Origin of the sequence: Streptomyces sp. KL116D, assembly GCF_030766975.1 — a bacterium.
Classification (GTDB): Bacteria; Actinomycetota; Actinomycetes; order Streptomycetales; family Streptomycetaceae; genus Streptomyces; species Streptomyces longispororuber_A.
This window is the reverse complement of the sequence record NZ_JASERH010000030.1, coordinates 176,897-191,082: the sequence shown is the minus strand read 5'-3', so window position 1 is coordinate 191,082 and position 14,186 is coordinate 176,897. Positions and strand designations below refer to the sequence as shown.

Here is a 14,186-nt window from a genome sequence, read left to right as displayed (position 1 = left end):
CTCGAACTTACGCGCTCCGCGCCGCCAGCACCCCACGCAGCCAGGCGAGTTGACGTCGTACGTGCACGGCGTCGCCGCCCTCGTGGCCGTTGAACGGGTAGGCGTGGATCTCCCGCTCGGGGGCCTGGCCGGTCAGCTCGCCGTAGCGGTGGTACGCGGCATACGCGCCGCTCGGCGGGCACACCGTGTCGCGCAGGCCGACGCCGAGGTGCAGCGGCGGGCGGGCACGGCGGGCGAACGAGACGCCCTCGACGTACGAGAGCGTCCGGTAGGCGGCCTCCTCCGCGCCGCGGTGCACGGCGAGGTAGGCGGCGATCTCTCCGTAGGGCCCGTCGTCCGTGAGGTCGAGGGCGCGCCGGATGCCGCACAGCAACGGCGCCGTGACCAGCGCGGCCGCGAGATCCGGGACGAGTCCGGCGACCGCGAGGGCCACTCCCCCGCCCTGGCTGTTGCCGACGGCGGCGACCCGCTCCGGGTCGGCACCGGGCAGGGCGCGCAGCGCGGCGACCGCGCCCACCGCGTCGGCGATCAGGCGCCGGTAGTGGTAGTCGTGCGGGTCGAGCAGCCCGCGCACGGCGGGCCCGGGGCCGCCGGCGGCGTGCGCGTGCGGGTCGGGGGTCGCGCCGCCGTTGCCGTACTGGTCGCCCTGCCCGCGATTGTCCATGAGCAGATGCGCATATCCGGCGTTCACCCAGGTGAGGCGCTCGTGCGGCAGGCCGCGGCCGCGCCCGTACCCGGCGAACTCCACTATGCCCGGCAGGAGTTCGGCTGTGTCCGCGGGCCGGGTGTACCAGGCGTGGACGGGGTCGCCGCCGAAGCCGCGGAAGGTGACGTCCCAGCTCTCGACGAGGGTCAGGCCGGTGTCGATCCGCTCGGCGCGGATCAGTGGTTCGGGATGCACCGCGGACTTCAGCGTCGCCTGCCAGAAGGCGTCGAAGTCGGCGGGTTCGTCCGGCTCGGGGCGGTGGCGTTCCAGCTGGTCGAGCGGCAGGTCGAAGGCGGGCACGGGCACCTCACAGCGCGTCGGGGGTCCAACTCCCGTAGCGGCAGCCCCCATTGACAGGGGTCGGGAGCGGCTTTAGGTTGCGGCGACGTTACCGGAAGATTCCTGAAAGTTCTCGGTTCGCCTTTCCCTGCCCTTGAGCGCCACAGCGCGCTCCCGAGCATGCCCGTGTGACGAAAGGCCCTGCATGAGTACGTCCGCCATGACGGGCAGCCCGCCCCGTACCGAACCCGCCCAGGACCCGCCACCGCCGCGCCGCACCCCCTCGGGAAAGCGCACCTGGCGCCAAGCAGTGCGCCGCGACTGGCAGTTGTACTCCCTGGCGGTCCTGCCGCTCCTGTTCTTCCTGGTGTTCCGCTATCTGCCGATGATCGGCAACGTCATCGCCTTCCGCCGTTTCGAGCCGGGCGGCTCGATCCTCGGCGAGGACTGGGTGGGCCTGCGCTACGTGGACATGTTCCTCAGCGACCCCGCCTTCTGGCAGGTCTTCCGGAACACGCTCTGGATGGGGCTGCTGACCCTGCTGTTCTGCTTCCCCGTGCCGATCGTCCTGGCGCTGCTGCTCAACGAGGTCCGCCGTACCGCGTTGAAACGTTTCGTTCAGTCGGTCTCGTACCTGCCGCACTTCCTGTCGATCGTGATCGTCGCCGGCATCACGATGCAGATGCTGGCCACGGACGGCCCGGTCAACCACGCCCTGACGACGTTCGGGCACGACCCGATCCGGTTCATCCAGGAACCCGACTGGTTCCGGACGATCTACGTCGGTTCCGAGGTCTGGCAGACGGCCGGCTGGGGCACGATCCTCTATCTCGCCGCGCTGAGCACCATCGACGACGACCTGTACGAGGCCGCCCGCATCGACGGCGCGAACCGCTGGCAGCAGACCTGGCACGTGACGCTGCCCGGCATCCGCCCGACCATGATGACGCTGCTGATCCTGAACACCGGCACGTTCATGGCGGTCGGCTTCGAGAAGATCATGCTGCTCTACAACCCGCTGACGTACCCGACGGCCGACGTCATCTCGACGTATCTGTACCGCACGGGCATCGAGTCGAACTCCTTCAGCTACGCCGCGGCGATCGGCCTGTTCGAGGCGGTCATCGGCCTCGTCCTGATCACGTCGGCGAACCAGATGTCGCGCAAGACGGTGGGGACGAGCCTGTGGTGAACGCACGCGTACCGGCGAACCGTGCCTCCGTGAACCATTCCTCGGTGAACCGGCCGACCCGCGGCTACCGCGTCTTCCAGGGCGTCAACGGCATCGTCCTGACCCTGGTCGTGGTCGTCACCCTGTATCCCTTCCTCAACATCATCGCCCGCTCCTTCAGCGGCGAGCGGCAGATCAGGGCGGGCGAGGTCACGCTGTGGCCGAAGGGCGTCAACCTCACCACGTACCGGATCGTCTTCGGTGACGGCACGTTCTGGCGCTCGTACGGGAACACCGTTCTCTACACGGTCGTCTCCACCGTCGTCGCCATGACGCTCACGACGGTCTACGCGTACGTCCTGTCGAAGAAGGACCTGCGCGGGCGCGGGGCGCTCATCGGGATCGCCGTGTTCACGATGTTCTTCTCCGGCGGCCTGATCCCCAACTACGTGCTGATCACCAGCCTCGGCCTGAAGAACTCGATCTGGGCGATCGCCCTGCCGAACGCGATCAGCGTCTTCAACCTCCTCGTGATGAAGGCGTTCTTCGAGAACATGCCGGGCGAGCTGGAGGAGGCCGCCCAGATCGACGGCCTGAGCACGTACGGGATCCTGTGGCGGATCGTGCTGCCGCTGTCGAAGGCCGTCATCGCGACGATGCTGCTCTTCTACACGGTGTCGTTCTGGAACTCCTGGTTCTCGGCGTTCCTCTACATGGACCGGACCGAGCTGATGCCGGCCACCGTCTATCTGCGCAACCTCATCGCGGGCGCCACGACCGGCGGCAACGCGGGGGCCGGGACCGATCAGCTGTCGCAGGCCGCCGCGAACATCCAGTCGGTGACCATCGTGCTGACGGCGCTGCCGATCCTCGCGGTCTACCCGTTCGTGCAGCGGTACTTCGTCTCCGGCGTGATGCTCGGCGCGGTCAAGGGCTGACCCCTCGCACACCTCCTTTCCCCCACCTCACCCTCCCCCACCACCACCGGGCTTACCCACCAAGGGAGTTCACGTGACGAACCATGGTCAGCTGTCCAGAAGGTCGCTCCTGGCCGCGGCCGGCTTCGCGGGTCTCGCGGCCCTCACCGGCTGCGGCAGCGGCGACGACGGCGGCGACTCCAAGGACCTGTCGAAGAAGCAGGACGGAGCGATGAAGAACTACCGCGCCGGTGAGCAGTTCAAGGCCACCAAGGCGCTGTCGATCTCCCTGCTGCACAACAACAACCCGGTGTACCCGACGAAGCAGGACTGGCTCTTCTGGCAGGAGCTCACCAAGCGCACCGGTGTCACGCTGAAGCCCGTCGACGTGCCCCTGAGCGACTACGAGAAGAAGCGCAGCCTGCTGATCGGTTCGGGTGACGCGCCGTTCCTGATCCCCAAGACGTACCACCCCTCCGAGGTCGCGTTCGTGTCGTCGGGCGCGATCCTGCCCGTCAGCGAGTACGTGCACCTGATGCCGAACTTCCGCGACAAGGTCAAGAGGTGGAAGCTGGAGCCGGAGCTGGACTCCATCCGCCAGTCCGACGGCAAGTACTACCTGCTGCCGGGACTGCACGAGAAGCCGAAGTCCGGCTACTCGATGGCCTTCCGCACGGACGTCCTGGAGAAGATCGGCGTCTCCCTGCCGACCTCCTGGGACGAGGTGTACGACACCTTGAAGGCGCTGAAGGACGAGTACCCCGACCGCTATCCGCTCACGGACCGCTGGAGCACGAACACGGTCTACCCCGCGGCCGCGCTGGTCAGTTATCTCGGCCAGGCCCACGGCATTCACGCCGGCTGGACCTACGAGAACGTCACCTTCGACCGGAAGGCGAAGAAGTTCGTCTACACCGGCACGACGGACCAGTTCCGCCAGGTCGTCGAGTACCTGCGCAAGCTGGTCGCCGAGAAGCTCATGGACCCGGAGAGCTTCACGCAGACCGATGACGACGCGGTGAAGAAGCTCCTCGGCGAGAAGTCGTTCGCGATCAGCGCGAATCCGCAGGAGCTCGTGCAGAACTACCGCTTCAACCTGGAGAAGCAGGTCAAGGGCGCGAAGATCGAGATGATCCCGGTGCCGGTGGGCCCCGCGGGTCCGGTGGTCCTGGACGGGATCCGCCTGGAGAACGGGGTGATGGTCTCCAGCAAGGCGCTCAAGAGCGACAACTTCGTCGCGATGATGCAGTTCCTTGACTGGCTCTGGTACTCGGACGCGGGACAGGCCTTCTGCAAGTGGGGCGTCGAAGGCGTCACGTACACCAAGTCCGGCGACTCGTACGCGCTGAAGTCCGGCATCTCCCTGATGGGTTCCGACCCCAAGGCGCCGAAGGACCTGCAGAAGGACTTCGGCTTCTTCAACGGCGTGTTCACGTACGGCGGCAGCTGGGAGCTGGTGTCGTCGTCGTTCAGCCCGGACGAGAAGAAGTTCCAGGACGCCATGGCCGAGCGGAAGCAGCTGCCGATCGCTCCACCGCACCCGCTGGGATCGGCGGAGCAGGAGCAGGTGACGCTCTGGGAGACGCCGCTCAAGGACCACATGAACCAGAACATGCTGAAGTTCGTGCTCGGCAAGCGCCCGATGTCCCAGTGGGAGGCGTACGTCGCCGAGGCGAAGGCGAAGAACAGCGACCGCCTCGCCGATCTGCACACCAAGGCCTACGAGCGCTACCGGAAGGACAACGGGTGACCTCCCCCTCCTCCGCGGTGATCCGCGTCCCGGCCGAGCCGGTCGGCCGCCTCGGCGACGCCTGGCGCGCCTGCGTGGGCACGGGCCGCTTCGACCTGGCCCTGCGCCGCGACTACCAGGACTCCCTCGCCCTGGTCCGGCGTGACATCGGGTTCCGGCACATCCGCGGGCACGGCCTGCTGAGCGACAACGTGGGCGTGTACCGGCCGTACGAGTGGCAGGGCGAGCGACGCGTGCACCACTCGTTCACGTACGTCGACCAGATCGTGGACGCGTATCTGGAGATCGGCATCCGCCCCTTCCTCGAACTCGGCTTCATGCCAAGTGAGTTGGCGTCGGGCGAGCAGACCGTCTTCTGGTGGGGCGGCAATGTGACGCCGCCGTCCTCGCACCGGGAGTGGGCGGACCTGGTGCGGGCGACCGTGGCGCACCTGGTCGACCGGTACGGCCTGGACGAGGTGCGGACCTGGCCGATCGAGGTGTGGAACGAACCGGATCTGCCGATCTTCTGGCAGGACGCGGACCAGGCGGCCTACCACCGTCTGTACGAGACGACGGCCCTCGCCGTGAAGGACGTCGACGCCTCGCTCCAGGTGGGCGGGCCCGGGGTCTCGCCGGGTGCGGACGACGGATGGCTGGCGCGGTTCGCCGACTTCGTGGCGGAGCGGGACCTGCCGGTCGACTTCGTGTCCCGGCACGCGTACACCTCGGGCCCCGCTCAGCACGTGCCGTTCGGCTCCCACCAGACGCTCGCGCCGGCCGAACGGCTCCTGGAGCAGTTCGCGGCGCCGCGACAGGAGCTGAAGGGCACGGGCCTCGGCGAACTCCCGGTGCACATCACGGAGTTCAACTCGTCGTACTGCCCGGACAACCTCATCCACGACACGGCGTACAACGCGGCCTACCTGGCACCGGTCCTGGCCGCGGGCGGCGATCTCGTGGACTCCTTCTCGTACTGGACGTTCAGCGACGTGTTCGAGGAGGCCGGGGTGCCGACGGCGCTGTTCCACGGCGGCTTCGGGCTGCTGACGCACCGGCAGGTCAAGAAGCCGACGTACCACCTGTACGCGTTCATGGCCCGCCTCGGCGACGAGGTGCTCGCGCGCGGCGACGACCACCTCGTCACGCGGCACCCGGACGGCCGGATCGCGGTCCTGGCGTGGGCGGCGGCCGGCGCGGACGGTCACACGGTGCGCCTGTCGGTGCCGGCCGACGGGGACGAGGTCTTCGTGCACCGCTCGCACGTGGACGAGGAGCGCGGCAACGCGTACACGGCATGGCGTCGGATGGGCAGCCCGCGCTCGCCCCGCCCGCGCCAGCTGGACCTGCTGCACGAGGCCGCCGAACCCGGCCGCTCCCACCTCCGGCTCCCCGTACGGGAGTCGCGGGCGACCCTCGACATCAGCCTGCGGCGCGACGAGGTGACGCTGGTGGAGGTCGAGCCGGTCGTGGAGGAGGCGCCGCCCTGGTGGGACGAGGGGCGCCTGCTCGGCGGCGGACCCCGGTGAGCACCGGCACCGCCGCCGCGCACTTCGGCGCGGGCCCGCTGTCGCGGGCCTGCGCCCTGGTCCACACCCTCCTGACGGTCGAGGTGCTGCTCCTCGTGACGGTGGCGCCCGGCGGTCTCGGCCTGCTGCTGCTCGGTGGCGCCCCGGGCACGCTGCCGCTGGCGGCGCTGTGCCTGGTCCCGCTCGGCCCCGCCCTCGCCGCCGCGCTGTACGCGCTGCACCATCGCAGTCACGACCTGACGGAGCTGCGCCCGGCCCGCGCGTACCTGCGCGGGCTGCGTCTCAACTCCGCTGCGGCGCTGCGCCTCTGGGTACCGCTGCTGGGCTGGCTGACGGTCATCGCCTACACCCTCACCCACTTCGCGGCCACGGGACTACCCGGCTGGTGGGCGGGCCTGCTCGCACTGACCGGGGTGGGCGCCGTGCTGTGGGGCGCCAACTGCCTGGTGCTGCTCGCCCTCTTCCGCTTCCGTACGGCGGACACGGCGCGCCTCGCCGCGTACTTCATGCTGCGCCGGGGCGGGGCGACGGTCGGGGCGCTGAGCGCCCTGGTCGTCGCGGGCGCGGCGACGCTCTGGTTCACGGAGGTCCTCGCCCTGCTGCTCGTCCCGCTGCTGCTCCTGTCCCTGCTGCGCACCAGCCGCCCGATGATCACCGAGACCGCGGAGGAGTTCACCGCATGAGCGGCGCACCCGGCACCCCGAAGATCCCGTACGGCGGGGACTACAACCCGGAGCAGTGGCCCGCGGAGGTGGCGGACGCGGACCACCGGCTGTTCACGAAGGCCGGGGTCGACACGCTCACGGTGGGCGTGTTCGCGTGGTCGCTGCTCCAACCCGCCGAGGACGTCTACGACTTCGAGGTCCTGGACCGGATCCTGGACCGGGCGGCGGCGGAGGGCCGCCGGGTCGTCCTCGCCACCGGCACGGCCGCCGTGCCGCCCTGGCTGGCACGCCGGTACCCGGAGGTGAACCGCACCGACTTCGAGGGCAGGCGGCACGGCTACGGCCAGCGCCACAACTTCTGCCCCGGCTCACCCGCGTACCGCCGGCTCTCCACCGCGCTCGCGGACCGCGTCGCGGAACGCTACGCCGGTCACCCGGCACTGCTCGCCTGGCACATCAACAACGAGTACGGCGGCGCCTGTTACTGCGGGCTGTGCGCGGACGCGTTCCGGGACTGGCTGCGCGACAAGTACGGCACGCTCGACGCCCTCAACGACGCCTGGTGGACGACGTTCTGGTCGCACCGCTACACGGACTGGGCCGAGATCGAGCCGCCGAGCGCGCTCACCGAGCACTGGCGCGGCCCCGACCACACCGCGTTCCAGGGCATCACGCTCGACTACCACCGGTTCATGACGGACGCGCTCCTCGGCTGCTTCCTCGCCGAGAAGGAAGCGATCCGCGCCCACAGCGCGAGCACTCCGGTGACCACCAACTTCATGGGCCTGTTCCGGCCGCTGGACTACCACCGCTGGGCGCCGCACCTCGACTTCGCGTCGTGGGACAGCTATCCGCCGCTGGACGCGCCGCCGACCGTGCCCGCGCTCGCGCACGACCTGATGCGCGGCCTCAAGGACGGCGCGCCGTTCTGGCTGATGGAGCAGACGCCGTCGACGACCGCGTGCCGCGACGTCAACCCGCTGCGCAGGCCGGGCGAGCTGCGGCTGGCGAGCTGGCAGGCGGTGGCGCACGGCGCGGACGCCGTCCTCTACTTCCAGATGCGGGCGTCGCGGGGCGCGTGCGAGAAGTACCACGGGGCGGTCATCGGCCATGCGGGCCGCGACGACACCCGGGTCTTCCGCGAAGTGGCCGCACTGGGGCGGGAGTTGGCGGAGCTCGGTCCCGCCACGCTGGGCGCCCGCACCCCGGCCCGCACCGCGCTGCTCTTCGACTGGGACAGCTGGTGGGCGCTGGAGATCTCGGACGGCCCGTCGCGGCTCGTGAAGTACCCGGACGTCGTGCACGCCTACTACCGCGCCGCGCGGGCGGCGGGCGCGGACGTCGACGTCGTCCCGGTGACCGCGGACCTGTCGGCGTACGACGTGGTGCTCGCGCCGGTGCTGCATCTGGTGAAGGGTGACCTCGCGGAGCGCCTGGAGGCGGTGGCGGAGCGCGGCGGCACCGTCGTGACGAGTTTCCTGTCGGGGCGTGGCGACGAGCACGACCGGGCGTTCCTCACGGACGTCCCCGGCCCGCTCGGCGCGCTGACCGGCGTCCGCGTCGACGAGTGGGACTCCCGCCCGGCGGACGTCACCAACCCGGTCCGGCTCGGTGAAGGGGAGTCGGGCCTGGAAGCCGCGGGCCGCCTCGTCTTCGAGATCGTCACGCCCCTGGGCGTCGCGGAACCGGTCGGCACCTACACGTCCGACTTCTACGCGGGCTCCCCCGCCGTCACCCGCAACCGGTTCGGCAGGCGCGGCGGCGAGGGCTGGTACGTGGCGACCCGGCTGGACGACGCGGGCACCGAGTGGGTGGTGCGCCGGGTCCTGGACCGGCACGGCCTGGTCGGCCCGTACGCGGAGCACGCCGGCGTCGAGACCGCGCACCGGGTCGCCCCGGACGGCCGGACCCTCCTCTTCCTCCTCAACCACACCACGGATCCGGTGGAGTTGACGGCGCACGCCACCGGCACGGACCTGCTCACCGGCAAACGGACCGGCCGCGGCGACCCGCTCGCGCTCGATCCGCTCGGAGTGGCGGTGCTGCGCCTGGAGTGACGGGCACCAGCCCCCGGACAGGCCCTAGTGGATGCGGCGCCCGTGCGCGTCCGGCACCCCGGACGCGCGCAGGAAGTAGCTGTTGATCTGGTCGCGCCACTCGCGCGCGCAGCGTTCCTGCTCCGCGTACCGCTCGCTGACGCGTTCGTGCACGTCGGGGCGGACCAGTCCGGCGAGCGACGCCCACACCTCGCGGGCCGCCGCCACCTCCGCCACGCCCTCGAAGTGGGTGTCGTAGATGTGCTGGATCACGGTCGTGCCGCTGTGCAGCACGTGCCCGTACGGCACGTGGTGGAAGAAGAGCAGCAGGTCGTCGGGGCAGGTGTCGGCGCTCTCGTACGTCTCCCGCCAGGGCTTGGCGTACTGCGCCGCGTAGCCGGTGCCGGTGGCCGCGCTGCGGTCGACGCCGACGCCGTCGCGGTCCGCGAAGTGGTACGTCCCCCAGGGGCTGTACTCGTAGCCGTCGACGCTCGGCCCGTAGTGGTGTCCCGGTTGCACCATGAAGCCGACGCCGAGGGGCGCGGTGTACTTCTCGTACGTCGCCCACGACCCGGCAAGCACCGCGCGCAGTCCGGCGCGGAGCCGCTCGGGTTCGGCGGACCGGTCCGGGGTGAACGTCAACTCCAGCCATTCGGTGAGAAGTTGGTCGGGGTCCGCGTCGGGGTTCCAGGCCAGGCGGCCGAACGCGTACAGGTTGAACTGGGCGAGCGGGTGGCCGGTCCAGTAGGGGTCGTCGCCGACGTTCGACACGGCGACGAGGCTGTCCGCGATGGTGCCGACGGTCGGCCCTTCGGCGCCCTCCGGCCGGAAGCGCAGCACCTGCGACCACAGGGGGGCGAGCGCGCACACGTGCCGCTGCTGCCCGGTGTACTCCTGGGTGACCTGCAGTTCGACGGCGACCTCGGTGTGCGGCAGGGCGCCGATGACCGGGGAGACGGGCTCGCGGACCTGGAAGTCCATCGGCCCGTGCTTGACCTGGAGGACGGCGTTGTCGGCGAACTGCCCGTCGAGCGGGGCGAAGTGGTCGTACGCGGCGCGGGCCCGGTCCGTGGTCCGGTCGCGCCAGTCCTGGGTGTGGTCGTAGACGAAGGCCCGCCAGTGGACGGTGCCGCCGTGCGGGGCGAGGGCGCCGGCGAGCAGCCCGGCGCCGTCGGCGTGGCTGCGGCCGTACGCGAACGGGCCCGGCTGCCCCTCGGAGTCGGCCTTGACGACGAAGCCGCCGAAGTCGGGGATGTGCGCGTACACGTGGTCGGCGGCCGCCCGCCACCACTGCCGGACGTCCTCGTCGAGCGGGTCGGCGGTGTCGAGGCCGCCGAGGAGGACGGGTGCGGCGAAGCTGACGGAGAGGTGGGTGCGGATGCCGTAGGCCCGCAACTCGTCGGCGATGGCGGCGACTTCGGTGATGCGGTCGGTGAGGAGGCGGGCCTCGGCCGGGTGCACGTTGACGTTGTTGACGCTGAGCGCGTTGATTCCGCAGGCCGCGAGGAGCCGCCCGTAGGCGCGCACCCGGGCCAGGTCGCCGCGGGCCTGTCCGTCCTGCCAGAAGAGGGAGCCGCCCGCGTAGCCGCGCTCGACCTGGCCCATCACGGGGTGGACGTCGACGTTGTCCCAGTGGTTCAGCATGCGTTCGGCGACGGCGGGGCGGTGGGTGCGCGCGGGCGCCTCGACGAAGGCGTCCTCGCCGAGCCTGACCACCTCGAAGAAGCCGTACAGCAGGCCGGCGGGGGCGGCGGCCGTGACGGTGGTCCGCCCGGCCGTCCGCTCCAGGGTGAAGCCCTCGGGCCCTTCGTCGCCGCTGCCGTCGAGGCACAGCACCAGGTCGGCGGGCCCGTCCGCCGCGCCGCCGAACCGCGCGCGGGCCCGGGCGGCCTCGGCCCGGACGGTGTCGACGAGCGGACCCTCGCCCCGCACCTGGACGCGCCGGGAGCCGACCGCGCGGAACGCCTCGTCGGGGAGCCAGGCCGGGTCGGTCCCGGCCGGTGGGCCGCTCACGACTCCGCCACGTCGAGCGCGCTGATGCCGAACGCGCCCTGGACGTCGCCGGGCCGGGCGCTGGTCAGGGTCAGGCGCAGGCGGCTGCCGCGTACGGCGTCGAAGGTGAGGACGGTGGGCTCGCCGGACGCGGCGGCCCAGTCGATGGCGACGTCCGGCACGGGGACGTACCGTGCGCCGTCCCAGACCGCGACGTCCACGGACCGCGGCAGGGAGTGCTTGGCGTCGACGGTGAAGGACGCCTCGACGCGGCCGAGTGGCCGCTCGTCCGCCCACTCCACGGAGATCCAGTCGCCGGGCCGTGCGCCGTTGAAGGCGGGCAGCAGGGCGGTGGCGGACTTCTGGAAGGCGTTCGACCACTGGGTGGCCGGGTCGCCGTCGAGCATCGCGGCGGGCAGGGTGGTCGGCGCGCCCGAGTAACTGGCGTCCGCCGACGGGTACTTCGGGGCCCCGGGGCCGGGGTCGGGTGCGAAGGGCTCGGTGGGCGTGACGGGCGCGCCCGCGGGGCCGGTCACCCGTACGGACACCTTGCCCTGCTTCAGGCCGGCCGAGCGGGCGGTGACGGTGAGCGTGCCGGGTTTCGTGCCCGCGCGGACGATCGCGAGGGCGAGTCCGTGGAACGCGGTGCGGGTGGCGGCCTGATAGCGCTCGGCGCTCTCCTGCCGCCCGTTGTCCACGCCGGCCAACTGCCCGCCGGTCACGTCGAATTCCAGGAGGTGCTCGGCGTCGGGCACGACGACGCCCTTCGCGTCGACGACCTCGGCCGTCACGAACACGAGGGACCGCCCGTCCGCGCCGGCCGACCTGCGGTCGGCGGTCAGCCGCACCGCGTGCGGCCGGCCCGCCGTGCGCAGCACGTCCGTGGCCACGACCTTGCCGCCGCGCCGGGCCACGGCCTTCAGCTCACCGGCGGCGAACGGCACCTTCCACGTCAGGTGCAGCTTGCCGGCGCTGCCGTTCGGCGAGGTGTAGCTGCCCGGGTAGGGGCCGCCGGTGACGGTCTTGTCGTCGTGCGTGGCCTCCGTGGTCTCCAGGTAGGTCCGTCCGTCGACGGTCTTCTTCTCGTCGAAGGACCGCACGCCCAGGGAACGGCCGTCGAGGAACAGTTCGACGTCGGCGACGTTCGCGTACGCCCACACCTCGACCTCCGCCCCGTCCTCGTGCGTCGTCCAGTCCATGGGCAGCAGGTGCACCATCGGCTCGTCCGACCACTGGCTGCGGAAGAGGTGGTACATGTCCTTCGGGAACCCGGCCGTGTCGACCGCGCCGAAGAACGACGCCTTCACCGGGAACACGTCGTAGGGCGTCGGCTCGCCGATGTAGTCGATGCCGGACCAGAGGAACTCGCCGGTGAAGAAGCGCCGGTCGCGGTCCTTCTTCAGGCCGTACTCGCCGCTCATCGTCCAGGAGGCGAGGTTGTTGTCGTACGAGGAGGTGGCCCGCCTGCCGGGGGTGTGGTTCTCGCCGGTGTTGAGGTGCTCGGGCTCCTGGTAGGTGCCGCGGGACGACGTCTCGGACGACGACTCGGACTCGAAGAGGAACAGGTGCGGGTAGCGGGCGTGCAGGGCGTCGACGGAGGCCGCGGTGTTGTAGTTGAGGCCGAGGCCGTCGAGTCCCGCGAGGATCTGGTCGGCGGGCGAGCCGGCGGCGGGCAGCGAGCGGTACTTGTCGGAGCCGATGACGACGGGCCGGGTCGGGTCGAGCGCCTTGACGTCGCCGATGAGGCGCTGCGCCATGGCGATGCCCTCGGTGCGGGTGGAGTCGGGGATCTCGTTGCCGATCGACCACATGAGGACGGCGGGCGAGTTGCGGGCGGCGCGCACCATCTCGGCGATGTCCGCGTCGGAGTGGGCGTCGAAGAAGCGCCCGTAGTCGTAGCGGTTCTTGCCGGTGCGCCAGCAGTCGAAGGCCTCCACCAGCATGACGATGCCGAGGTCCTCGCACGCCTCGATCACCTCGGGCGCGGGCGGGTTGTGGGAGGTGCGCAGCGCGTTGACGCCCATGCTCTTCATGATGGTCAGCTGGCGGCGCACGGCGTCGGGCTGGACGGCGGCGCCGAGCGCGCCGAGGTCGTGGTGCAGGTCGACGCCCTTGAGCTTGGCGTAGCGGCCGTTGAGGGTGAATCCGGTGTCCGGGTCGAAGGCGGCGTACCGGATGCCGAAGCGGGTGCGGTACGTGTCGACGGTGCGGCCGTCCACGCGCAGGTCGGTGATGAGCGTGTAGCGATGACCGGGAGTCTGGATGGACCACAACTGCGGGTCCCGTACGGTCAGTTGGTCGTGGGCGGTCTTCGACTCGGCGCCGACTCCCGTGAGGACGGACTCGGTGCGGGCGACGCGGCGCCCCTTGGGGTCGCGGACGGTGGAGACGACGGTGACGTCCCGCGCGGCCCCCGACGCGTTCGCGACGGCGGTGCGGACGTCGACCGTGGCGTACCCCCGGTCGACGGTGGCCGCGAGGTCGGGCGTGGTCACGAAGGTGCCCCAGCGCTCGACGTGCACCGGTTCGGTGACGACGAGGCGGACGTTGCGGTAGATGCCGCTGCCCGAGTACCAGCGGCTGCTGGGCAGCCGGTTGCGGACCTCGACCGCGAGGACGTCGGCGGTGCGGCCGTCGCTGTGCACCAGGTCGGTGACGTCGAGGGCGAAGCCCGTGTAGCCGTAGGGGTGGTTGCCGACGAGTTCGCCGTTGAGGTAGACGTTCGCGTCCATGTACACGCCGTCGAACTCGACGGAGATCCGCTTGCCCGCGTACGCGCTCGGCACCGTGAACGTCGTGCGGTACCAGCCGAGTCCGCCCGGCAGGAAGCCGGTGCCGCTCGTGGTGTTGTGCTCGGGGGTGGGGGTCTGCTCGATGCTCCAGTCGTGCGGCACGGCGACCCGGCGCCAGTCCCCGTCGTCGTACCCGGGCCGCTCGGCGCCGGCGTACGCGCCGGTCGGGTCGGCGATGCCGTCGGGGCTGACCAGTGCGAAGCGCCAGCCGTCGGTGAGGGGGACGGTGTGCCGGCCGGTGCTCCCGGCGCGGTCGGCGGCGCGGGCCGCGGGCGCGGCGAGCGCTCCGGCCACGGGGGTGGCCGCGCCCGCGGCCAGCACGGATCTGCGGGTGACGGACATGGGCGGTCCCCTCGGAGCGGCGCGGCAG

At 71.3% G+C, this 14,186-nt stretch carries 9 protein-coding genes; 6 read left to right on the top strand and 3 right to left on the bottom strand.

The window, feature by feature from the left end; genetic code table 11:
* Positions 1-7 precede the first annotated feature (7 nt).
* On the bottom strand, positions 8-1,006 hold the full coding sequence (locus RBJ77_RS11120) for an acetylxylan esterase (RefSeq protein ID WP_372344841.1): 999 nt from the start codon (positions 1,004-1,006) through the stop codon (positions 8-10).
* A gap of 184 nt (positions 1,007-1,190) precedes the next feature.
* Here RBJ77_RS11120 and RBJ77_RS11115 point away from each other — a divergent pair, with 184 nt between their 5' ends.
* The 6 genes from RBJ77_RS11115 (at position 1,191) to RBJ77_RS11090 (ending at position 9,053) form a co-directional block, all read left to right on the top strand.
* A complete protein-coding gene (locus RBJ77_RS11115; protein ID WP_372344840.1) occupies positions 1,191-2,177 on the top strand; it encodes an ABC transporter permease in 987 nt (328 codons plus the stop codon).
* 44 nt (positions 2,178-2,221) lie between these two features.
* Complete coding sequence (locus tag RBJ77_RS11110) at positions 2,222-3,094, top strand: carbohydrate ABC transporter permease (RefSeq protein ID WP_372344839.1); 873 nt, start codon at positions 2,222-2,224, stop codon at positions 3,092-3,094.
* A gap of 73 nt (positions 3,095-3,167) precedes the next feature.
* A complete protein-coding gene (locus tag RBJ77_RS11105; protein ID WP_372344838.1) occupies positions 3,168-4,823 on the top strand; it encodes an extracellular solute-binding protein in 1,656 nt (551 codons plus the stop codon).
* Positions 4,824-4,840: 17 nt separating this feature from the next.
* Positions 4,841-6,331 carry a xylan 1,4-beta-xylosidase gene (locus tag RBJ77_RS11100; RefSeq protein ID WP_372344934.1) on the top strand — a complete coding sequence of 497 codons (1,491 nt, stop codon included), beginning with the start codon at positions 4,841-4,843 and terminating at the stop codon, positions 6,329-6,331.
* Entirely contained in the window at positions 6,328-7,014 is a 687-nt protein-coding gene (locus RBJ77_RS11095; protein WP_372344837.1) for a hypothetical protein, read from the top strand. The genes RBJ77_RS11100 and RBJ77_RS11095 overlap by 4 nt, the downstream gene beginning before the upstream one ends.
* A complete protein-coding gene (locus RBJ77_RS11090) occupies positions 7,011-9,053 on the top strand; it encodes a beta-galactosidase (RefSeq protein WP_372344836.1) in 2,043 nt (680 codons plus the stop codon). The genes RBJ77_RS11095 and RBJ77_RS11090 overlap by 4 nt, the downstream gene beginning before the upstream one ends.
* A gap of 24 nt (positions 9,054-9,077) precedes the next feature.
* Here RBJ77_RS11090 and RBJ77_RS11085 read toward each other — a convergent pair whose 3' ends face one another.
* Entirely contained in the window at positions 9,078-11,045 is a 1,968-nt protein-coding gene (locus RBJ77_RS11085; RefSeq protein WP_372344835.1) for an alpha-glucuronidase, read from the bottom strand.
* Positions 11,042-14,158, bottom strand: a complete 3,117-nt coding sequence (locus RBJ77_RS11080; RefSeq protein WP_372344834.1) for a glycoside hydrolase family 2 TIM barrel-domain containing protein — start codon at positions 14,156-14,158, stop codon at positions 11,042-11,044. Before RBJ77_RS11080 ends, RBJ77_RS11085 begins: the two co-directional genes overlap by 4 nt.
* Positions 14,159-14,186 lie beyond the last annotated feature (28 nt).